The sequence below is a fragment of the Anaerobacillus sp. ABR4_321 genome (assembly GCF_056158505.1).
The window spans coordinates 1,428,591-1,451,354 of the sequence record NZ_JBSWTK010000001.1; the positions used below are offsets into that span (position 1 = coordinate 1,428,591).

At 42.6% G+C, this 22,764-nt stretch carries 22 protein-coding genes and 1 riboswitch; of the genes, 21 read left to right on the forward strand and 1 reads right to left on the reverse strand.

Translation table 11 applies throughout. The features are described 5' to 3' along the window. Positions 1 to 186 precede the first annotated feature (186 nt). The 10 genes from ilvB (at position 187) to ACXADT_RS07480 (ending at position 11,167) form a co-directional block, all read left to right on the forward strand. Positions 187 to 1,902 carry an acetolactate synthase large subunit gene (gene ilvB / locus ACXADT_RS07435; protein WP_474833995.1) on the forward strand — a complete coding sequence of 572 codons (1,716 nt, stop codon included), beginning with the start codon at positions 187 to 189 and terminating at the stop codon, positions 1,900 to 1,902. Then, a complete protein-coding gene (ilvN, locus tag ACXADT_RS07440) occupies positions 1,899 to 2,420 on the forward strand; it encodes an acetolactate synthase small subunit (protein WP_270179924.1) in 522 nt (173 codons plus the stop codon). Before ilvB ends, ilvN begins: the two co-directional genes overlap by 4 nt. A 29-nt stretch (positions 2,421 to 2,449) precedes the next feature. After that, on the forward strand, positions 2,450 to 3,475 hold the full coding sequence (gene ilvC, locus ACXADT_RS07445; protein WP_270179923.1) for a ketol-acid reductoisomerase: 1,026 nt from the start codon (positions 2,450 to 2,452) through the stop codon (positions 3,473 to 3,475). Continuing rightward, positions 3,462 to 5,003: a 2-isopropylmalate synthase gene (locus tag ACXADT_RS07450; protein WP_270179922.1), complete on the forward strand. Its 1,542-nt coding sequence runs from the start codon at positions 3,462 to 3,464 to the stop codon at positions 5,001 to 5,003. The genes ilvC and ACXADT_RS07450 overlap by 14 nt, the downstream gene beginning before the upstream one ends. A 17-nt stretch (positions 5,004 to 5,020) precedes the next feature. After that, positions 5,021 to 6,127: a 3-isopropylmalate dehydrogenase gene (leuB, locus tag ACXADT_RS07455; protein ID WP_474833997.1), complete on the forward strand. Its 1,107-nt coding sequence runs from the start codon at positions 5,021 to 5,023 to the stop codon at positions 6,125 to 6,127. A gap of 17 nt (positions 6,128 to 6,144) precedes the next feature. Continuing rightward, a complete protein-coding gene (leuC, locus tag ACXADT_RS07460; RefSeq protein WP_474833999.1) occupies positions 6,145 to 7,557 on the forward strand; it encodes a 3-isopropylmalate dehydratase large subunit in 1,413 nt (470 codons plus the stop codon). 12 nt (positions 7,558 to 7,569) lie between these two features. Next, positions 7,570 to 8,151 (forward strand): 3-isopropylmalate dehydratase small subunit, encoded by a 582-nt coding sequence (gene leuD / locus ACXADT_RS07465; protein WP_474834001.1) that lies wholly within the window; start codon positions 7,570 to 7,572, stop codon positions 8,149 to 8,151. 240 nt (positions 8,152 to 8,391) lie between these two features. After that, a riboswitch (SAM riboswitch) is annotated at positions 8,392 to 8,501 on the forward strand. Between the two features lie 116 nt (positions 8,502 to 8,617). Continuing rightward, positions 8,618 to 9,640: a methionine ABC transporter ATP-binding protein gene (locus ACXADT_RS07470; RefSeq protein WP_474834003.1), complete on the forward strand. Its 1,023-nt coding sequence runs from the start codon at positions 8,618 to 8,620 to the stop codon at positions 9,638 to 9,640. After that, the gene (locus ACXADT_RS07475) at positions 9,633 to 10,301 is read left to right on the forward strand and encodes a methionine ABC transporter permease (RefSeq protein WP_270179917.1); all 669 of its coding nucleotides are present in this window, start codon (positions 9,633 to 9,635) and stop codon (positions 10,299 to 10,301) included. Before ACXADT_RS07470 ends, ACXADT_RS07475 begins: the two co-directional genes overlap by 8 nt. Before the next feature lie 23 nt (positions 10,302 to 10,324). Next, complete coding sequence (locus ACXADT_RS07480; RefSeq protein ID WP_270179916.1) at positions 10,325 to 11,167, forward strand: MetQ/NlpA family ABC transporter substrate-binding protein; 843 nt, start codon at positions 10,325 to 10,327, stop codon at positions 11,165 to 11,167. Positions 11,168 to 11,209: 42 nt separating this feature from the next. Here ACXADT_RS07480 and ACXADT_RS07485 read toward each other — a convergent pair whose 3' ends face one another. Continuing rightward, entirely contained in the window at positions 11,210 to 12,160 is a 951-nt protein-coding gene (locus ACXADT_RS07485; protein WP_474834005.1) for an L-lactate dehydrogenase, read from the reverse strand. Between the two features lie 162 nt (positions 12,161 to 12,322). Between ACXADT_RS07485 and ACXADT_RS07490 the strand changes: the two genes are divergently transcribed. From ACXADT_RS07490 to ACXADT_RS07540, 11 genes are all read left to right on the forward strand, one after another. Further along, positions 12,323 to 12,694, forward strand: coding sequence for a carboxymuconolactone decarboxylase family protein (locus ACXADT_RS07490; protein WP_270179914.1), 372 nt, complete (start codon positions 12,323 to 12,325; stop codon positions 12,692 to 12,694). 258 nt (positions 12,695 to 12,952) lie between these two features. Further along, positions 12,953 to 13,093 (forward strand): YuzK family famiily protein, encoded by a 141-nt coding sequence (locus tag ACXADT_RS07495; protein ID WP_474810655.1) that lies wholly within the window; start codon positions 12,953 to 12,955, stop codon positions 13,091 to 13,093. Between the two features lie 317 nt (positions 13,094 to 13,410). Further along, on the forward strand, positions 13,411 to 14,196 hold the full coding sequence (gene sufC, locus ACXADT_RS07500) for a Fe-S cluster assembly ATPase SufC (RefSeq protein WP_270179913.1): 786 nt from the start codon (positions 13,411 to 13,413) through the stop codon (positions 14,194 to 14,196). 18 nt (positions 14,197 to 14,214) lie between these two features. After that, positions 14,215 to 15,522 (forward strand): Fe-S cluster assembly protein SufD, encoded by a 1,308-nt coding sequence (gene sufD, locus ACXADT_RS07505; RefSeq protein ID WP_270179912.1) that lies wholly within the window; start codon positions 14,215 to 14,217, stop codon positions 15,520 to 15,522. Next, a complete protein-coding gene (locus ACXADT_RS07510; protein WP_474810657.1) occupies positions 15,522 to 16,745 on the forward strand; it encodes a cysteine desulfurase in 1,224 nt (407 codons plus the stop codon). The genes sufD and ACXADT_RS07510 overlap by 1 nt, the downstream gene beginning before the upstream one ends. Then, positions 16,735 to 17,181 (forward strand): Fe-S cluster assembly sulfur transfer protein SufU, encoded by a 447-nt coding sequence (gene sufU, locus ACXADT_RS07515; protein ID WP_270179910.1) that lies wholly within the window; start codon positions 16,735 to 16,737, stop codon positions 17,179 to 17,181. Before ACXADT_RS07510 ends, sufU begins: the two co-directional genes overlap by 11 nt. 101 nt (positions 17,182 to 17,282) lie before the next feature. Further along, entirely contained in the window at positions 17,283 to 18,680 is a 1,398-nt protein-coding gene (gene sufB, locus ACXADT_RS07520) for a Fe-S cluster assembly protein SufB (protein ID WP_474810658.1), read from the forward strand. A gap of 174 nt (positions 18,681 to 18,854) precedes the next feature. Then, positions 18,855 to 19,667 (forward strand): ABC transporter ATP-binding protein, encoded by an 813-nt coding sequence (locus ACXADT_RS07525; RefSeq protein ID WP_474834008.1) that lies wholly within the window; start codon positions 18,855 to 18,857, stop codon positions 19,665 to 19,667. A 66-nt stretch (positions 19,668 to 19,733) separates the two neighbouring features. Continuing rightward, positions 19,734 to 20,675: an iron-hydroxamate ABC transporter substrate-binding protein gene (locus tag ACXADT_RS07530; protein ID WP_270179907.1), complete on the forward strand. Its 942-nt coding sequence runs from the start codon at positions 19,734 to 19,736 to the stop codon at positions 20,673 to 20,675. Positions 20,676 to 20,690: 15 nt separating this feature from the next. Continuing rightward, positions 20,691 to 21,734, forward strand: coding sequence for a FecCD family ABC transporter permease (locus ACXADT_RS07535; protein ID WP_474834010.1), 1,044 nt, complete (start codon positions 20,691 to 20,693; stop codon positions 21,732 to 21,734). Continuing rightward, positions 21,731 to 22,735 (forward strand): FecCD family ABC transporter permease, encoded by a 1,005-nt coding sequence (locus tag ACXADT_RS07540; RefSeq protein ID WP_474834012.1) that lies wholly within the window; start codon positions 21,731 to 21,733, stop codon positions 22,733 to 22,735. The genes ACXADT_RS07535 and ACXADT_RS07540 overlap by 4 nt, the downstream gene beginning before the upstream one ends. The last annotated feature ends 29 nt before the right edge of the window (positions 22,736 to 22,764 follow it).

Sequence of the window (22,764 nt, forward strand, 5' to 3'; positions counted from 1 at the left end):
AAAACAGCATTAGCTGTTACTGAGGTGACGAAGTTTGTCACAAATGTAGGGTGGTACCGTGAAAGTCTTTTCGCCCCTACGGACCGTATAAAGCGGCGTGGGGATGAGAAGGCTTTTTTTCTTTAGCAATAACCAGTTCATACAGGATGAAAAAGCTCATCAATAAGCATTGGAGGGATCAACAGTATGCGGGCGAAGGCAAGAAATGAAGCCGAAGCTGTTACAACGGAGATGACCGGAGCGGATATTCTGATCGATTCATTGAAGAAAGAAAATGTTGAAGTGCTGTTTGGCTATCCGGGAGGTGCGGTTTTATCAATTTATGACGCACTCTATCGTTCACCGATCAAGCACATCCTATCAAAGCATGAACAAGGTTCGATTCATGCTGCAGAAGGATACGCGAGAGTAAGCGGTAAGCCTGGTGTTGTCATTGCTACATCTGGTCCTGGTGCGACGAACCTCGTGACAGGCATTACTGACGCCATGATGGATTCGCTGCCAATCGTTATTTTTACAGGTCAAGTTGCGAGCAATGTGATCGGCACAGACGCTTTCCAAGAAGCTGATGTTATGGGGATCACATCTCCGATTACAAAGCATAATTTTCAGGTGCGCGATGTAAAAGACCTTCCTAGAATCATTAAAGAAGCTTTTCACATCGCATCCACAGGGCGACCAGGCCCAGTCCTCGTTGACATCCCTAAAGATGTTTCGAATATGAAAATGGTTCCAGGTGATGAGTGCAAGGTGAATCTGCCAGGCTATCAACCAACCTTTTCTCCTAATGTCTTACAAATTAAGAAACTAGCAGATGCAATAGGAACAGCGAAGAAACCGGTTATTTTAGCTGGTGCTGGGGTTCTTCACGCGAATGCTGGGAAAGAGTTGCGTGCATTCTCTGAAAGGCACGAAATACCTGTAGTCAACACTCTCTTAGGCTTAGGAAGCTATCCAGGAAAGCATCCACTGTTTCTTGGGATGGGCGGAATGCATGGTACGTATACAGCCAACATGGCGCTTTATGAATGCGATCTACTCATCAGCATCGGAGCGAGATTCGATGATCGCTTAACAGGAAACTTGGATCATTTTGCTAGGCATGCAACGGTTGCTCATATCGATGTTGATCCAGCAGAGATCGGGAAAAACATTCCTACCCAAATACCGATTGTTTCAGACGCGAGGGAGGCGCTTATAAGTTTACTCGATACAGAAACACGAACCCCTGAGACGGAGGAGTGGCGCAAGCAACTTGCCCAGAAGAACGAAGACTATCCACTTTGGTACAAATCGAACACAGAAGAATTCTTGCCTCAGCGCGTAATCGAGCTCGTCCATAAGCATACGAAAGGGGACGCCATCATCACGACAGATGTCGGGCAACACCAAATGTGGGCAGCTCAATATTATTCTTTTGCTGATCCGAACAAATGGGTGACTTCAGGGGGATTAGGAACGATGGGCTTTGGTTTTCCGGCTGCGATCGGTGCCCAGCTAGCGTTTCCAGACCAAACCGTCGTCTCGATCACTGGAGATGGAGGGTTTCAAATGACGCTTCAAGAACTTTCCGTTCTTCAAGAGCTGAACCTGCCTGTAAAAATAGTCATCGTGAACAATCAATCGCTAGGTATGGTACGACAATGGCAGGAAGCTTTCTATGAACAGCGTTACTCTCAGTCTCTTATACCGGTTCAACCTGATTTCGTAAAGCTAGGTGAAGCTTATGGAATCAAAGCTTATCAAGTGCATACAGAGGAAGAGGCTGAAGCAGTCTTCAGTGAAGCTTTCGCCCATAGAGATCCTGTATTGATCGACTGCAGGGTAAGTGGTACTGAGAATGTATATCCAATGATAGCGCCTGGTAAAGGTCTTCATGAAATGATCGGGGTGAAACCATGAAGCGAATTGTGACAGCTACAGTCATCAACCAAAGCGGGGTATTAAACCGAATCACTGGGTTGATGACGAAAAGACAGTTCAACATCGAGAGTATCACAGTTGGTCATACGGAAACGGAAGGTATTTCAAAAATGACGTTTGTGGTGAATGTTGAAGGCGATGGAAAGATTGAACAGCTGATCAAACAGTTAAACAAGCAAGTAGATGTATTGAAAGTGTCTGACATCACAGATCAAGCCATCGTTGTAAGAGAACTCGCGCTGATCAAAGTCGTTAGCAATGCACAGGTCAGAAGCGAACTATCGGGAATAATCGAACCATTTAGAGCTTCTATCATCGATGTAAGCCGTGAAAACTTAACAGTTCAAGTAACGGGGGATTCAGATAAGATCGAAGCGATCATCGATCTTTTGCGACCATACGGAATAAAAGAGATGGTTCGTACGGGAATCACAGCTTTCCCAAGAGGTAGTCAAAGATCTGTAACTGATCTAAAACAATATTCAATTCTTAATTAATCAACCAAAATTAGAAGGGATGGAGAATCATGGCAAAAGTTTACTATAACGGAGATATTAACGAAGGTGTACTTAAGGATAAGAAAATCGCGGTAGTTGGGTACGGTTCACAAGGGCATGCACATGCACAAAACCTAAGAGAAAGCGGATTTGACGTAACGATCGGCCTACGAAAAGGACGTTCATGGGATCAAGCAGCTGAAGACGGTTTCGATGTAAAAACTGTTAAAGAAGCAAGTGAAGAAGCAGATGTCGTAATGGTTCTTCTCCCGGACGAACATCAGCCGGATGTCTATAAACAAGAAATTGAGCCAGGTCTTAAAGCAGGCAATGCACTTGTCTTTGCTCACGGCTTCAACGTTCATTTTAATCAAGTTGTTCCTCCGTCAAATGTGGATGTCTTCCTAGTTGCACCTAAAGGTCCAGGGCACCTTGTAAGAAGAACATTCGCTGATGGTGCTGGTGTTCCTGCATTGTTCGGTGTTTACCAAGACGTGACAGGAGAGGCGAAAGAACTTGCTCTTGCTTATGCAAAAGGAATCGGCGGAGCGCGTGCAGGAGTACTTGAAACATCATTTAAAGAAGAGACAGAAACAGATCTATTTGGAGAGCAAGCTGTCCTTTGCGGCGGTCTAACGTCACTTGTTAAAGCTGGATTCGAAACGTTAACTGAAGCAGGATACCAGCCAGAAGTCGCTTACTTTGAATGTCTACACGAGTTGAAGCTTATCGTGGATTTGATGTATGAAGATGGAATTGCCGGTATGCGTTACTCGATCTCAGATACAGCTCAGTGGGGTGACTTTGTATCAGGACCACGCGTTGTGGATGCAGATACAAAGCAGCGTATGAAGGATATCCTAGAAGAAATCCAAACAGGAAAGTTTGCGAAAGGATGGATTCTAGAGAACAAGCTGAACAGACCTGAGTACCATGCGATCAATGAGAAAGAAAAGCAGCACCCTATCGAACAAGTTGGAAAAGAACTAAGAGCAATGATGCCGTTCGTTAAGCCAAAATCCAAGAAGGAAGTGGTTTCAAGTGCAAAAGATTAATGTATTCGATACGACGCTTAGAGATGGAGAACAGTCAGCGGGTGTCAATCTGAATGCATTAGAAAAGCTCGAAATCGCGAAACAGCTTGAGAGACTAGGAGTCGATATTATGGAAGCGGGTTTCCCAGCCGCTTCCAAAGGCGACTTCGAGGGTGTGAAGAACATTGCAGATACTGTACGAAATGTTTCTGTAACTGGTCTTGCTAGAGCGAATAAAACAGACATCGATACAGCATGGGAAGCCTTGAAAGGCGGTGCGGATCCAAGGCTTCACGTATTTCTTGCGACATCTCCGATACACATGACACACAAGTTGAAGAAGACGCCTGACCAAGTGGTAGAAACAGCAGTTGAAGCTGTGAGGTATGCCAAGACGATGTTTCCGAAGGTTCAATGGTCTGCAGAAGATGCGTGTCGTTCAGACCGAGCGTTCCTTGCAAAGATCATTACTGAAGTGATCGAAGCTGGTGCTACTGTCATCAATATACCTGACACTGTAGGGTATCGTAGCCCGCAAGAATATGGTGAACTATTCACTTATTTGAAAAACAACGTTCCTAATATCGATCGAGTGGCACTTTCTGCTCATTGTCATGATGATTTAGGAATGGCTGTAGCAAACTCTCTAGCTGCGATCGAATGCGGTGCTACTCAGATTGAAGGAACGATCAATGGGATCGGTGAGCGTGCAGGGAATGCTGCGATCGAAGAAGTAGCGGTTGCACTTCGAATAAGAAATGATTTCTACAATGCTGAAACGAACTTGAAATTAGATGAAATTAAACGAACGAGTACGCTAGTCAGTAAGCTGACTGGAATGGCGGTGCCAGGAAATAAGGCGGTTGTTGGAGCAAATGCGTTTGCCCATGAATCAGGAATCCACCAAGATGGCGTTCTTAAAGAGAAATCCACCTATGAAATTATTAGTCCTCAATTGATAGGTGTTCAATCGAATAGTCTTGTTCTAGGTAAGCATTCTGGTAAGCATGCTTTCAAAGATAAAGTGAAAGAGCTTGGTTTTGTTCTGGATGACGCGAAGATTCTTGAGGCTTTTTCAGACTTCAAAGACCTTGCCGATAAGAAAAAACACATTACCGAGGAAGATCTGATCACCCTTCTTACAGATATTCAAACCGATGAAACAGTTGAGAAATATGAGATTCATAGTATTCAAGTACAGTATGGTACTGCTAACATTCCGACGGCAACCATTTCGATGGTCTCACCTGATGGATCGATGCTGCAACAAGCTGGAACGGGTTCAGGTAGTGTAGAAGCAATCTATAACACGATCGAGCTGATGATTCCGGGTACGTTACAACTACAAGACTATCGTTTAAGCTCAGTCGGTGGCGGGCGTGATGCTCTAGCTGAAGTCCATGTACGGGTATTGTATAACGGAATCGAATCGAGTGGTAGAGGTACTGCCCAGGATGTATTAGAGGCTTCGGCCAACGCATATCTAAATGGAGTGAACCGTACGCTCGCTCGTGAAAATTATTTAGTGAAAAAGCAAGCTCACGTTTAAAAAGGAGGTTATATAGGATGAAGAAAACAGTTGCGGTATTACCAGGAGACGGAATTGGCACAGAGGTGATGGAGGGAACGATCAAGGTTCTCAATGCCGTAGCAGATCGATTCGGCCATGTGTTCGAATTTCAAAAAGGCGTCATCGGGGGCGTAGCGATCGATGAAACAGGCGAACCGTTGCCTAAAGAAACACTAGATATGTGTAAGCGATCTGACGCTGTACTTTTAGGCGCTGTAGGCGGACCGAAGTGGGATGATCTGCCTGGAAGACTTCGTCCTGAAAAAGGCCTTCTAACAATTAGAAAAGAGCTTGAATTGTTCGCAAATCTACGTCCGGTCAAAGCGTATGACAGTCTTTTAGACGCATCACCGTTAAAGGAAGACCGCATCAAAGGCGTCGATATGCTGATTTTAAGAGAATTAACGGGTGGCTTGTACTTTGGTACACCGAGTGAACGGAGAGAAGGTGGAGAGCGCGTAGTCGATACGCTTTCTTATACGCGTGAAGAAATCGAGCGCATCGTAGAACAAGGATTTAAAGCAGCTAGGAAACGAAAGAAGAAGCTGACGAGTGTCGACAAAGCGAATGTTCTAGAATCGAGCAGGATGTGGCGTGAAATCGTAAATGAAAAAGCAGCCTCATACCAGGACGTGGAAGTTGAGCATATGCTTGTGGATGCTGCAGCGATGAAAATTGTTCAGAATCCTGCACACTTTGACGTAATCGTAACAGAGAATCTTTTTGGAGATATCTTGAGTGACGAAGCTTCGATGATCACTGGGTCTTTAGGGATGCTTCCATCTGCAAGCTTAAGAAAAGATGGGTTTGGCATGTATGAACCAGTACACGGTTCAGCGCCCGATATCGCTGGTAAAAACCTTGCCAATCCACTAGCGATGATCTTATCTGCATCGATGATGTTAAACCATTCGTTCAATATGAAGGAAGAATCTGATGCGATCGATAAAGCTGTGATGGAAGTTCTTGAAGCAGGGTATTTCACAACTGATCTTGCGGGTGTTGGAAAGCGAAGTCTAAGTACTGATAAGATGGTCGATCAAGTTATCTTTCAAATAGCAGAAGATAATGCTACGGCTGGTATCATGGAAGCTTATGCGTGACAGTGAGGAGGATGGGTGTGGAGCCAAAAACAATTATAGAAAAGATCTGGGAAAAGCACGTTGTGCATAGAGAAGAAGGCAGTCCAGATTTACTTTATATCGATTTACACCTTGTGCACGAAGTAACATCTCCGCAGGCTTTTGAAGGCTTGCGTATGAATCAGCGGAAGGTCAGACGTCCTGATCTGACCTTCGCTACTATGGATCATAATGTTCCAACGATTGCGCGGCATATCATTAATGATCCTGTTTCAAAGGTACAGATGGAGAAGCTAGAAGAAAATTGTAAGGAATTTGGGGTCGAAATTGCCGATATTAACCATCCAGACCAAGGTATCGTCCATGTGATTGGCCCAGAACTAGGGTTGACTCAACCAGGCAAAACAATCGTTTGCGGTGATAGTCATACCTCGACACACGGTGCTTTTGGAGCACTTGCATTCGGGATCGGAACGAGTGAAGTCGAACATGTTCTTTCAACTCAAACTCTTTGGCAATCCTCTCCAAAAACAATTGAAGTTCGAGTGAATGGTCAGCCGGGCGCAGGTGTAACGGCGAAGGATATCATTCTTGCAATCATAGCGAAGTTTGGAGTGAATGCAGGAACAGGGGCTATTCTAGAATATACAGGTGAAGCGATTAGAAAGATGTCGATGGAAGAGCGAATGACAATCTGTAACATGTCGATAGAAGCCGGTGCTAAAGCAGGATTAATCAGTCCTGATGAGGTAACGTTTGACTACCTAAAGGGAAAAAGGCATGTTCCACGAGGCGAGGAATTCCAAGCAGCGATATCAGAATGGAGAAACCTTGCTACTGATGAAGGAGCAACGTATGACGACGTTTTAGAGATCCATGCTGATGAGATAGAACCTCAGGTTACGTGGGGTACGAATCCATCTATGGGATCATCCGTCTACGGTAGAGTGCCTTTTCCAGAGGACTATGAAGATCCGGCTGATCAAAAAGCAATCGCACAGGCCTTAACGTATATGGGGTTAACAGCTGGGATGGCAATTCAGGATATCGACATCCAACATGTCTTTATCGGATCTTGTACAAATTCAAGGATTAGTGATCTTAGAGCCGCAGCAAATATTGTTCGTGGAAGGAAAGTACACCGCAATGTTCGAGCGCTAGTCGTGCCAGGTTCTAAATCTGTCAAAGAAACAGCGGAAGCAGAAGGACTAGATCAAGTGTTTATTGATGCTGGCTTTGAGTGGAGAGAAGCAGGATGCAGTATGTGTCTTGCGATGAATGACGATATCGTTCCACCAGGAGAGCGATGCGCTTCTACATCAAACCGGAACTTTGAGGGACGGCAAGGAAATGGTTCTAGAACGCATCTAGTCAGTCCTGCCATGGCAGCCGCCGCTGCTTTGGAAGGCAAATTTACAGATGCAAGAAAAATGAAGCAGCCTGTCGTGTAAAGGAGTGAAATCATGGAACCTATCAATGAATATACAGGTGTCGTTTATCCTCTTGAAAAGGTGAATGTGGACACTGATCAAATAATACCAAAGCAATTTCTGAAACGGATCGAGCGACAGGGATTTGGACAGTTCTTGTTCTATCATTGGCGTTTCGATGACGATGGAATCGCACGGTCTGATTTCTCTTTAAATGAAGAGCAATACAGGTCGGCTTCAATCCTAGTAGCGGGTAAAAACTTCGGCTGCGGTTCATCGAGAGAACATGCTCCATGGGCCCTATTAGACTACGGATTTAGAGTGATCATCGCACCAAGCTTCGCAGATATCTTTTTCAACAACTGTGTGAAAAACGGTATCCTTCCAATCGCTCTTCCTCAAGAAACCGTTGCAGAATTATTTACAAAGGCAAGCGAAGGTTATTCACTCACTGTTCAACTCGAAAACCAATCTATTAGTGATAATGATGGGCTGCACGTATCGTTTGAAATCGATCCCTATTGGAAGGAAATGTTGTTGAACGGGTGGGACGAAGTATCTAGAACCCTCTCTCTTGAGGATAAAATCGAGCAGTATGAAAATCAAAGAGCGTAAATAAGAGAGCATGTTTGATCCGTATAGAGATACAACTGAATCATTGGCGCGAGCGCTGTATGGATTGCAGCGCTTTTACGCTGTCAGAAAAGAGGGCTGACTTTAGAGGAGTAGTTGAAACTCTGGCAGCTGGTTTTATTTAAAAATTCGGACTTTTTACTCATCGATTGACACACTAAAAGTCCCATGCTAGAATTCGATTTAGTACTTAACTAGAGTAACGTGTTAATAACTAAATATCTCTTATTCAGAGAGGTGGAGGGACTGGCCCTATGAAGCCCGGCAACCGTCAAACAGCGTGTTTGAGAAGGTGCCAATTCCTGCAAAGCAGATGCTTTGAGAAATGAGAGAAAGACATCGATTTCAAGTGCCTTTCTGCTCATAGCGGAAAGGCATTTTTTATTTCAAAAGGTTTTAAAATCAACCTATTGTGATGGGACATCGTAAGGTAAAAGGAAGTGTGCAAATGATTGAGTTAAAAGGTATAAAGAAGACGTTCTTTGCAGCCTCTGGACCAGTAGAAGCGGTGAAGAATACTGATCTTACAATTGAAAAAGGCGAAATTTTCGGAGTTATCGGATATAGTGGCGCTGGAAAGAGTACACTTATCCGCATGTTAAATCTACTTGAGCGACCAACTGATGGCAGCGTAACAGTAGATGACAAAGCATTATCTAAGTTGAATAACAAGGAACTTCGTCTAGCAAGACAAGAAATCGGAATGATTTTTCAGCATTTTAATATTCTCTGGTCACGTACTGTAAAAGAAAATATTGCGTTCCCGCTTGAAATATCGGGCGTGCCGAAAGAGAAAAGAAAAGCTCGAGTGGACGAGTTGATCAACCTCGTTGGGTTATCCGGGAGAGAAGATGCGTACCCATCTCAACTAAGTGGTGGTCAAAAGCAGCGAGTTGGGATTGCGCGGGCACTTGCTAATAACCCTAAAGTGTTACTCTGTGACGAAGCGACATCGGCCCTGGATCCGAAGACCACAGATAGTATTCTCGACCTATTAAAGAAAATTAATAAAGAGCTAGGACTAACGATCGTGTTGATCACTCATGAAATGCACGTGATCAGAAAGATTTGTCATCGTGTTGCGGTCATGGAAGGTGGCAGTGTTGTTGAAGAAGGTCCAGTACTTGATATTTTCCATCATCCCAAGCAGCCGATCACCCGTGATTTTGTAAACCAGCTGAGTGAGCCAGAGGAAATGAAAGAATCGATTTCACATCTTACTGAAGGTGCAGAAGGGACACTCGTACAATTTACTTTTGTAAAAGGAGCTACGGGGTCACCTCTCGTAACGAAGTTAATCAGAGAGTTTCAGATCGAAGTGAACATCATTCAAGGGAAGGTCACCCATACGCAGGATGGTCCTTATGGTAAGCTATCGGTCTTACTAAAAGGTGAACAATCTGCTATCGACAAAGCACTGAGCTATGCACGTGAGCAGAAAGTAGAAGTGGAGGTGATTCCAAATGCTTAGTTCACTATTTCCTAACGTGCGTTGGGAAGATATGTGGGAAGCGGCATTACAAACGATCTACATGACCGCGATCTCTGTGTTCGCAACGTTTATACTCGGCATTGGACTCGGCCTGCTGCTTTTCTTAACTTCAAAGGGAAACGTCTGGGAAAATCGATATATTAACGGTTTTGTTGCAGGGATTGTAAACCTGTTCCGTTCGATTCCATTCATCATATTAATTATTTTGCTTATCCCATTATCTGTATATATTGTTGGTACGATGCTGGGAGCTAATGCTGCATTGCCAGCACTTATTGCAGGGGCTGCCCCATTTTACGCACGAATGGTCGAAATCGCTCTAAGAGAAGTAGACAGGGGAGTGATCGAAGCATCCCAAGCGATGGGGGCTACGAATGGCCAGATTATTTTTAAAGTACTGCTTCCTGAAGCGATGCCAGCATTGATTTCAGGAATAACAGTAACTGCGATCGCTCTAGTGAGCTATACAGCGATGGCAGGTGTCGTTGGGGCTGGAGGATTAGGAGATCTTGCATATCTAGATGGTTTCCAACGAAATAATCCCGACGTGACGCTTGTCGCAACTGTATTAATTCTCGCTATTGTAGCAGTTCTTCAGGTTATCGGAGATGTTACAACGCGAGCTATGGATAAAAGATAAGATAAAAAAAGGAGAGAGAAACCATGAAAAAACTATTACTACTTTTGTCAGTTGTTGCTCTTGCAGCTCTAGCGGCTTGTGGAGCAAATAACGGTGGAAACAGTGAAGGCTCAGGATCAGAAAGTGAAGAAACGAAACTAGTTGTTGGTGCATCAAACGTTCCACACGCTGAAATTCTAGAAAAAGCACAGCCGCTTCTTGAGGAAGAAGGAATTACTCTTGAAATCGAGCGCTTCCAGGATTACATTCTTCCGAACAAAACTCTCGCTAATGGTGAGTTAGATGCGAACTACTTCCAAACAGTGCCTTATATGGAGCTACAAATGGAAGAAAACGATAACTATGATTTCGTAAACGCTGGTGGGATTCATATCGAGCCGATCGGTGTCTATTCACAGGAATATGAAAACCTTGATGCACTTCCTAAAGGTGCAGAAATCATCATGAGTAACTCTGTATCAGACCACGGTCGTATGCTTCAATTGTTAGAAGCGAAAGGTTTGATCAAGATTAAAGAAGGTATCGATCCAACAGATGCACAAGTTGAAGATATCGCTGAAAATCCAAAAGACCTTACCTTTAAAACAAACGTAGAAGCTTCCCTTCTTCCTCAGATCTATAAGCAAGGTGAAGGCGATGCTGTTATGATCAACACGAACTATGCGATCGATGCTGGATTAAATCCACAAGAAGACGCAATAGCACTTGAAGGTTCGGACTCTCCATACGTGAACGTGATCACCGTGAACAAAGGTGATGAAAGTAACGAAGCTGTAAAAACGCTTGTTGAGGTTCTACGCTCAGAAGAAATTCAAACCTTCATTAAAGAAGAATATGATGGAGCAGTCGTACCAGTAAATGAATAAAGCAAAAAAGGTTCTCCTTTGTGGAGAACCTTTTTATTAGTGCTATTTATGAAGAAGGACCGGTTTCATAGCGTCAGTAAGCGTTTTTGCAGAGTGTTGAAGCTGTTCAGTTTCATGAGGAGTGAGATCGAGTTCAATGACTTCTCGAATACCATTTCTATTGACGATTGCTGGAACGCCAATATAGAGATCTTCTAAACCGTATTCACCTTCTAATAGAGTGGATATAGTAAGAATAGAATTTTCGTTACGCAAGATGGCTTTGGTTAATCGAAGTAATCCCATCGCAATACCGAAATGTGTCGCACCTTTACGATTGATGATGTGGTAGGCTGCATCACGCACATCTGCAAACAGGGCATCAAGTTCTGCTTTTCCTTCAGAGGTATCTTTGATTAGTGAAAGAACGGGCCTGCTGCCGATCGTTGTGTGGCTCCACACAGGTAATTCAGTATCTCCGTGTTCACCTAAAATGTATCCATGAACATTTCTAGAATCTACATCAAAGTATTCCCCTAATAAATATCTAAATCTTGCAGTATCAAGAATTGTCCCTGATCCGATAACCCTTTCTTTCGGGAGGCCAGAGAACTTCCAAGTTGCATAGCTTAGGATATCAACTGGATTTGTAGCGACAATAAAAATTCCATCAAAATTGTAAGACATCACGTTCGTCACGATTGTTTTGAAGATTTTGGTGTTTTTATCAATTAAATCTAACCTTGTTTCACCTGGCGCTTGGTTCGCTCCAGCCGCAATGACGACGATATCTGCATCACGACAGTCACTATAATCACCTGCCCAAATTTTCATCTGCGCACCAAAAGGAAGGCCATGATTAAGGTCCCTTGCTTCTCCTTCAGCTTTCTCTTTATTGGCATCGATCAATACGAGCTCATTTGCAACTTCTTGATTAAGTAAAGAAAATGCATAGCTAGTCCCTACGAACCCTGTTCCAATCACAACGACTCGTGTTGTTTTACCTTCAAACATATCATCCACTCCTTTAGCTCTTATAGTTACATAGTAAAGAACTATTCCCTCCATTAATGTGATAATTCTCACACAACCTTTAATTTTTTCTCTTCAAATTTATGGATAGCATTGTGATTGTCTTCTCATACTAACTCTGAATAATTGAAGGAGGAATGTGACGTGACGCAGGAACAACAAAATACAAATTTTGCACAAACAGCATTGCATGATTACAAAGAAGGCCTTGGAGTCTTTACTGAGAAAATGCCCCAAATAGCAAAGAAGTATAATGCATTTACAGAAGCTTGTTTTAGAGAGGGTGCCGTTAGTAAGAAGGAAAAGCAGATGATTGCACTTGGGATCTCGATTTTCTCTCAAGATGAATATTGCATCATTTATCATACGAAAGGGTGCTTAGATCAAGGGTGCACCGAAGAGGAAATCCTCGAGACAGTTGGAGTAACAGCAGCCTTTGGTGGAGGAGCTTCCATGAGTCAAGCTGTAACCCTCGTTCAGGAATGTATTACAGATCTTAATCAAATGAAGCATTAAACTACGAGTTTCTTCCATTATATATATGCACGGTATTGGAATTGCTTCTTAAACGAAGGAAAGATAAGATTTATACTTTTCAATATATTCAAAACATAGAAGAGCAGGTTATTTCCTTTGTAATTGGTGTATATGGCATTTGTAGGCGACTGTATTAAAGTGGTAAATTAAGTGAGTAAATAAATAACCAATTACTGAAAGGATTGATTCATTATTAGCCCCTTGCGGTTAAACCACACACCTGAAATGGAAAAGGCAATGTTCCAGTCTCACGGAGTAGGATACGCAGAATATAGCAGGAATTTTAACAAACGAATGCAAGTAGAGCGCGATCGTGACATGGATCATCGCCAAAGTCTGATGTTGGTAAGTGAATTCGACCGTAAATTGCAAAAATGAATCAGCAATACGCTATAAAAACCAGTCGCTGACTGGTTTTTTATTTTGAAATGAGTACAACATCCGTTGTTTCCCTTATAAGGAAATGATACGCTTAATCTTGGGTGAGATTTGTAGTCTGAATAGGACACATAGATGTTGTTAACTCTAGTTAAGGACGCATTTCTCGTTCCTTGATAATAGTTTGGATTTGTTATAAAATTAGAATGAAAATAGATTGAGAATGACTCAGCACACATTCCTTGACATAAACCTTATAGCTAATACAATAAGGAAGGAAGAAGGAATAGTATAAACGTTATTGGAGGTATTCACAAATGGCAGCATCAACTCTTAAGATTGAAAATCTTCATGTTTCCATTGAAGGAAAAGAGATTATCAAGGGACTAGACCTTGAAATAAATGGTGGCGAAATTCATGCAGTAATGGGGCCGAACGGTACAGGAAAATCTACCCTTGCTTCCGCTATCATGGGACATCCGAAATATGAAATCACTCAAGGTAAAGTATTTCTTGATGATGAAGATGTGCTTGAAATGGAAGTTGATGAGCGTGCGAAAGCGGGCCTCTTCCTTGCTATGCAATATCCAAGTGAAGTAAGCGGGGTTACAAACGCTGATTTCCTACGTACATCAATCAATGCTCGTCGTGAAGAAGGCGATGAAATTTCTCTTATGAAATTCATTAAAAAGCTAGACAGCAAAATGGCTGAGCTTGATATGGGCGAAGAATTTGCTCAGCGTTACCTTAACGAAGGATTCTCAGGCGGTGAGAAAAAGCGTAACGAAATTCTTCAACTTATGATGCTAGAACCAAAGATTGCAGTTCTTGATGAGATTGATTCTGGTCTAGATATCGACGCTCTTAAAGTTGTTTCAAAAGGTGTTAATGCAATGCGTAACGAAGAGTTCGGTTGCTTGATCATCACTCACTATCAGCGTCTTCTTAACTATATTACTCCAGATAAAGTACACGTAATGATGCAAGGACGCATCGTGAAGTCAGGCGGAGCTGAACTAGCTCAGCGTCTTGAAGCAGAAGGTTACGATTGGATTAAAGAAGAACTAGGTATCAAAGACGAAACAGTTGGCCAAGAAGCGTAAGCAGTAAGGAGGATGACAATGTCAGTGGATACGAAGATTGCATTCGATCAAGATTATGTTCGGTCTTTTTCAGAGAAGCGACAAGAGCCACAGTGGCTTACTCAGCTTCGCCTAATGGCACTAGAGAAGTCAGCAGACCTACCTATGCCAAAACCTGATAAGACGAAAATAGATAAATTTAATTTTACTTCGTTTAAGCACGATGTTCCGACAGAAGGTATTTCTTCATTGGATGAACTTCCTGAAGATATTAAAGAACTGGTTGCCAAAGACCAGCAATCTGGTAACCTTCTCGTGCATCGTAACTCAACGCCAGTTTTCAAACAGCTTTCTGATGAGCTTAAAAATAAAGGTGTTATTTTTACAGACATCTTAACGGCTGTACAAAACCATAGTGAGCTTGTTGAGAAGTACTTTATGAAAGATGTTATGAAAGTCGATGAGCATCGTTTAACAGCACTTCATACAGCACTTCTTAATGGAGGAACATTCCTTTATGTACCTCGTAACGTGGAAGTAGACGTTCCAGTTCAAGCGCTATACTGGCAAGAGGATCCTGAAGCAGGATTATTCAATCACGTGATCATCGTTGCTGAAGATAACAGTTCAGTAACATACGTTGAGAACTATCTATCTTATTCTCATGACGTTGAATCAGTTGCTAACATTATTGCTGAAGTTCACGTTGGGCAAAATGCTCGCGTAACGTTTGGTTCAGTCGATAACTTTGCAAAAGGTGTTACAACGTATGTGAATCGTCGTGCGAACGTAGGGCGTGATGGTAAGATCGATTGGGCTCTTGCTCAGATGAATGACGGAAACACGATTTCAACGAACTCAACGAACCTAGTTGGTGACGGCTCTTATGGTGATTCTAAGACGGTAACGATTGGCCGCGGTGATCAGAAACAGAACTTTACCAATGAGATGTTCCACCATGGTAAGAACTCTGAAGGTGTTCTTCTCGTTCATGGCGTTCAAAAAGAAAGTGCAAGTGCAATCTTTAATGGTGTTACAAAGATCGAGCACGGCGCTACAAAATCAAACGGCGACCAGACTCAACGCGTTCTTATGATGAACAGCAAGGCAAGAGGGGACGCTAACCCTATCCTTCTTATCGATGAAGACGACGTAATGGCTGGACATGCTGCATCTGTAGGTAAAGTAGATCCACTTCAGCTCTTCTATCTACAAAGCCGCGGAATCAACCGTAAAGAAGCAGAACGTTTGATCATCCATGGTTTCCTTGCTCCAGTTATTAACGAACTTCCGATCGAAGGCGTTAAAAACCGTGCGATCGAGGTAACTGAAAGGAAAGTAAATTAATGTTCGATGTGCAGGATATACGCAAGCAGTTTCCCATTTTACATCAAGAGGTAAATGGGAAACCTCTTGTTTATCTTGATAGTGCTGCAACGTCTCAAAAGCCAAAGCAAGTCATCGATGCAGTTGAGCGTTACTATAAAGAAATCAATTCGAACGTACACCGAGGGGTTCATACGTTAGGGACACACGCCACTGATGCATATGAAGGTGCCAGGGAAAAGGTACGTGAATTTATTCATGCACCCTCGACTGAGGAAGTTATCTTCACGCGAGGTACGACCACAGCACTGAATATGGTTGCATCAAGCTATGGCCGTGCGAACCTTCAGGAAGGTGACGAAGTTGTCATCACCCCTATGGAACACCACAGTAATATCATTCCATGGCAGCAAGCTGTCAAAGCTACAGGTGCCACACTCAAATACATTCCTCTTCAAAAAGACGGATCGATTTCTCTTGAAGATGTGGAGAATACGATAACTGAAAATACGAAGATCGTATCTGTTATGCACGTGTCGAACGTTCTTGGGACGATCAATCCAATCAAGGAAATCGCTGCGATTGCTCACCGAAAAGGTGCTGTGATGGTCGTAGATGGTGCACAAAGTACACCGCATATGAAGATCGATGTTCAGGACTTGGACTGCGACTTTTTCGCATTTTCTGCTCACAAAATGTGCGGTCCTACTGGCATAGGTGTTCTATACGGTAAAAAGCATCTCCTTGAAAACATGGAGCCGTTTGAATTCGGTGGAGAAATGATCGATTTCGTTGGTTTATATGACTCCACGTGGAAAGATCTACCTTGGAAGTTTGAAGGAGGAACTCCTATCATCGCAGGAGCTGTCGGCCTTGGTGCTGCGATCGACTTTTTGAACGAGATCGGAATGGATAACATTAAAGCACATGAACAGCATCTTGCTCATTATGCAGTGAAGCAAATGTCTAAAATTGAAGGTGTAAAGATTTATGGTCCTGAAGAACGTGCTGGAGTCGTAACGTTTAACAGTGACGATGTTCACCCTCATGACCTGGCGACAGTGCTCGATACAGAAGGAATCGCCGTTCGAGCAGGACATCACTGTGCTCAACCTCTTATGAAGTGGTTAGAGGTATCGGCTACAGCTCGTGCTAGCTTCTATTTATACAACACTGAAGAAGACGTGGACACTTTTGTAGCAGGGTTACAAAAAGCAAAGGAGTTTTTTGGTCATGTCTTTTAACAATCTTGACCAGTTGTATCGACAGGTCATTATGGATCATTATAAAAACCCTAGAAATAAAGGGGAGCTTGAAGAAGGCGACCTGAAAATCAATATGAACAATCCAACATGTGGAGACGCTATTCAGCTTCAGTTAAAAGTTGATGAAGGTAAAATCTCAGACGCCAAGTTTATTGGAGAAGGGTGCTCGATTTCTCTAGCATCCGCATCCATGATGACAGAATCTGTGAAGGGCCTTGAAGTTGATGAAGCACTCCGTATGTCTAAGATCTTCTCTGATATGATGCAAGGGAAAGACTACGATGAAGAAGAATTCGATCTAGGTGACATCGAAGCGCTTCAAGGAGTTTCTAAATTTCCTGCTCGTATCAAATGTGCAACACTTTCTTGGAAAGCGATGGAGAAAGGGTTTAAGGAACAGAACGACCAGGCTTAAGCCCTTTCCAGGTGTTGTAATAGATGCTTATTCATACTAGAATGATGGAAAGAGAACGTAAGCCAAACACTGACATGTAATATGTCTAGGAGGGAAATACTATGGCTAAAAAAATGCCTGAAGTTGGCGATTACCAATATGGTTTTAGTGATAAAGACGTTTCAATTTTCCGCTCACAGCGTGGCTTGACTCCTGAAATCGTTAAAGAAATTTCTCGAATTAAGGATGAGCCGCAGTGGATGCTTGATTTCCGTTTGAAATCTCTTGAAACATTTTATAAGATGCCTATGCCTCAGTGGGGCGGCGACCTTGCTGATTTAGACTTTGATGAGATTACGTACTACGTAAAGCCTTCTGAGAAGTCTGAAAGATCATGGGATGAAGTACCTGAAGAAATCAAAACAACGTTTGATAAGCTTGGAATTCCTGAAGCTGAGCAAAAGTACCTCGCTGGTGTATCTGCTCAGTACGAATCCGAAGTTGTTTATCATAACATGCAAGAAGACCTTGAAAAGATGGGAATCGTCTTTAAGGACACGGATACAGCTCTTAAAGAAAACGAAGACTTGTTCAGAGAACATTTCGGTAAAACGATTCCTCCGACAGATAACAAGTTCTCAGCTCTTAACTCTGCTGTTTGGTCTGGTGGATCATTCATTTACGTACCAAAAGGCGTAAAAGTGGATACACCTCTACAAGCATACTTCCGTATTAACTCTGAAAATATGGGACAGTTTGAGCGTACGCTTATTATCGCTGATGAAGGTTCTTCTGTACATTACGTTGAAGGTTGTACAGCTCCTGTTTATACAACGAATTCACTACACAGTGCGGTTGTTGAAATCATTGTTAAGAAGGACGCTTACTGTCGTTATACAACGATCCAGAACTGGGCGAACAACGTATATAACCTTGTTACTAAACGTGCTGTTGCAGAAGAAAATGCAACGATGGAATGGATCGATGGTAACCTAGGCTCAAAACTTACGATGAAGTATCCTGCCGTTCTACTTAAAGGTGAAGGCGCACGTGGAATGACACTTTCCATCGCCCTAGCTGGTAAAGGACAGCATCAGGATGCAGGTGCGAAGATGATTCACCTTGCTCCAAACACTTCTTCAACGATCGTTTCTAAATCCATCTCTAAACAAGGTGGTAAAGTAACGTACCGTGGTATCGTACACTTCGGCCGTAAAGCTGAAGGCGCACGTTCTAACGTTGAGTGTGACACGCTTATCATGGATAACGAGTCTACTTCTGATACGATTCCTTACAACGAAATCCTTAACGATAACATTTCTCTTGAACACGAAGCGAAAGTATCGAAGGTTTCTGAGGAACAGCTCTTCTATCTAATGAGCCGTGGGGTTTCAGAAGAAGAAGCAACAGAAATGATCGTAATGGGCTTTATCGAGCCATTTACAAAAGAACTTCCAATGGAATATGCGGTCGAAATGAACCGCCTTATCAAGTTTGAAATGGAAGGTTCGATCGGTTAACATTCATAAAGACCCTGGTGGTTACTCCAGGGTCTTTTTTTATTGCATAAGAATGCTGATTATTCGGTTGACAGTATAAATACGATAGACTAGAATAAGTTATGAAATTGATAATCATTTTCATTTGGTGAGTTGGAGTTAAGTGATACTCGAGAATTTCTAAGGAGGGGAACCATGTCCAGACTATATGCAGAGGATTTAAAGGTTGGTTATGGTGAAAAAAATATCGTTAAAGATTTAAAAATTGAGATTCCAGATAAAAAGATCACGACGATTATCGGCCCGAATGGGTGTGGTAAATCAACGGTTCTTAAAACGTTATCACGCATACTCAATCCGAATGCTGGAACAGTTTACTTAGACGGTAAAAGCATCAGCAAAGAATCTACTAAGAAAATCGCGCAAAAAATGGCGATCTTACCTCAGTCACCGGATTCACCTGCTGGTCTGACTGTTGGAGAACTTGTTTCTTATGGCAGGTATCCTTATCAAAAAGGATTCGGTAAGCTAACGAAAAAGGACTATGATGTGATCGAATGGGCACTTCGTGTAACGGGTATTCTTGAATTTAAGGAACGACCTGTAGATGCTCTTTCTGGTGGTCAAAGACAGCGTGTTTGGATCGCCATGGCACTCGCGCAAGAAACCGATATCATATTATTAGATGAGCCTACCACTTATCTAGACTTATCTCACCAATTAGAAGTACTCGAGCTATTACATCAACTGAACCGTGATGAAAAGCGTACCATCGTAATGGTCATACATGATTTAAATCATGCTGCGAGGTTTGCTCATCACATGGTGGCTATGAAAGACGGCTCAATTGTAAAAGAGGGAAGAGCTGAAGAAGTGATGACGTCTAAAGTCCTTTACGATGTGTTCAATATCGATGCTGAAATCGGGATGGACCCAAGAACGAGGAAGCCAGTATGTTTGACGTATGATCTCGTAAAAACTGAGCAGTTCATAGAGAACTTAGCGTAACTGCTTTTTTTATTTCCATCATATGAGAATGATTCTTATTATCATACATTCAGGAGGAAGAACAACATGAAAAAAGGATTTAAACAACTTTTACTTAGTTTATCTTTATTAGCTTTGGTGTTTGCATTAGCAGCGTGTTCTGAGAACACATCAGGTGAAAGTTCTGCGGAAAAAGACGATAGTGATAAACAAGATACAAGGGTTTATGAAGGTGAAAATGGAGAGGTTGAAGTTCCTAAAGAACCAGAGCGTGTTGCAATGCTAGCGGCTACATATGCAGGAAACTTGTTGGAATTAGGCATTACACCGATCGCTGTAAATGAATATCCAAAATCTAATAAATTCTATGGAGATAAGCTTGATGACGTTGAAGTCGTTACTGCAGACTCATATGAAAAACTGTTAGAGCTTAATCCAGATCTAATCATTACGTATTCTGATGATAAAAATTTAAAGAAATATGAAGAAATCGCTCCTACAGTAACGATGTCATACGATAAGTATGATTACATGGAACAGCATGTTGAAATCGGGAAAATCGTAGGAAAAGAAGATGAAGCAAAAGCATGGGTTGAAGAGTGGAAGGAAAAAGCTGCAGATGCTCGCGAAAAAGTAAAAGCTGCTATTGGAGAAGACAAGACGTTCATGGTTATGGAAGCATACGGAAAAGATATGTACGTTTATGGTGAAAACTGGGGACGTGGAACAGAGGTCATCTATCAAGCTCTTGAATTAAAAGCACCTAAGAAATTAGAAGAAGATGTCTTCGGTCCAGGTTGGAAAGCCATCTCTACAGAAGTGATTCCTACTTATGCTGGAGATTATATCTTTGTTGGAACTGGAGCAGGTAATCCAGACAACTCCTTTATGGAATCTGATGTTTGGAAAGAGCTTCCTGCTGTAAAGAATGGAAATGCAATTCAGTTTGACTCAGAATCGTTCTATTTTAACGATCCGATCTCTCTAGAGAAAGAATTGGAGTTTATCGTCGAAGAATTAACGAAATAACAAAGGATAATTTCAATGTTCAAAACGAAGACGAAGGTTATAAAAGATGTAAAAGTGTATTCAAGACCTGAGGTAGGCCTGACCATCTTGCTTTTGGGGTGCTTACTCCTCTTATTAAGTATTGGTCTTGCTATATCAGTTGGAGCTGCAAAGATTGATTTTCGAACAGTTTGGGAAGCTATATTTAATTATGATGCTAGCAGAGAAACAGATCGCATTATCGTAAGTCTTCGGTTACCAAGAGAGCTTGGAGCTGCAGTAGTCGGCGCTGCCTTTGCTGTGAGTGGAGCAATCATGCAGGGAATGACTCGAAATCCTCTTGCAGACCCTGGTTTACTCGGTTTGAACGCTGGTGCAAGTTTAGCCCTCGCTTGTGTGTTTGCATTTAACCTAGGTTCGTCATACTTCACCGTTATGCTGCTTTCGTTTGTTGGAGCGGGAGTTGGGGCGTTATTAGTCTTCGGTTTAGGTTCAATGACTAGAGGAGGGCTTTCTCCTATACGTATCACGTTAGCAGGTGCAGCTGTGTCTGCACTGCTTTCTTCGTTAGGAGAAGGCGTTGCGATCTATTATAAACTTTCTCAAGATCTGGCTTTTTGGACAGCTGGTGGTGTTTCTGGAACGAACTGGACACAGTTGAAAATTGTTGTTCCTGTTGCTCTAGTAGGAATCTTAATTTCTATTATGCTATCTAGACAACTAACGATTCTTAGCTTTGGAGAAGACTTAGCTAAGAGTCTTGGACAACGAACCCTTTTAACGAAAACGATCTTGATGACCGTAGTATTGATTTTGGCAGGAGCGGCTGTGTCACTCGCAGGTGCGATTGCTTTTGTTGGTTTACTCGTGCCACATATCGTTCGCTTTCTAGTTGGAACAGATTATCGTTGGATCATTCCTTGTTCAGCTGTTTTTGGCAGTGTACTTTTAGTCCTAGCAGACACATTTGCCAGAACGGTGAATGCTCCATATGAAACGCCCGTAGGAGCTGTTGTCGCTATGGTCGGTGTTCCTTTCTTCCTTTATCTCGCTAGAAAAGGAGGGAGGAAGCTATCATGAATGCACAACAGGTCAAACGGTTTAGAATTACTGTAATTACTGCAGCTATGTTATTAGTTCTTGCGATTATCATAAGCATCGGAACAGGTTATGCTTCTTTAACTCCTGGCGAACTTTTTCGTACGATTATCGGGCAAGGGACTCAGCGGGAGAATTTAATTCTATTTCAATTTAGAATGCCAAGAATCTTCGTTGCGGTACTTGCTGGAATGGGACTTGCCGTCTCTGGTGCGATATTACAGAGTATTACGAAAAACCCACTCTCTGACCCTGGTATCCTAGGTATCAATGCCGGAGCAGGCTTAATGATCGTAGTCTACATCATGTTCTTTTCGGTAGAGTCTACAAGTTTTCTATACATCCTTCCACTTTTTGCGTTAGCTGGTGGAATGGTGACTGCTGCTATCATCTATGTCATGTCATACATAAAAGGTGAAGGTGTTGAGCCCACGAGGTTAGTGTTGATCGGTGTAGGTTTAGCTGCTGCATTGTATGGAGCTACGTTGGTGCTATCTACTCGGTTAGAGATGGAAGACCATGCGTTTATGGCCAATTGGATGGCGGGTCGTATTTGGGGTGATGATTGGGTATTCGTCCTTTCATTGGCACCTTGGATCCTGATTCTTTTCCCGATTGTCTTTATGAAAGCGAACGTGTTGAACACGTTAACACTTCATGAAAACGTAACGATCGGTGTGGGCGTAAACATTGGTAAAGAGAGGATTCTATTAATTATCATCGCTGTTGCGCTAGCTTCTGCTTCAGTAGCAGTAAGCGGTGGTATCGCATTCGTAGGGTTGATGGCTCCGCATATTTCTAGGTCCCTCGTTGGACCACGCCACCAAGCGTTTGTTCCGGTCACTGCATTATTAGGAGGTATTTTGCTCCTGACTGCCGATACGATTGGGCGTGTGATCTTGGATCCTAGCGGCATTCCAGCTGGAATCATCGTTACCATTATCGGAGCTCCTTACTTTATGTATCTTTTAGCGAAAAAGTAGTAAGGCTACGAAAATAAAGCCACATCTTA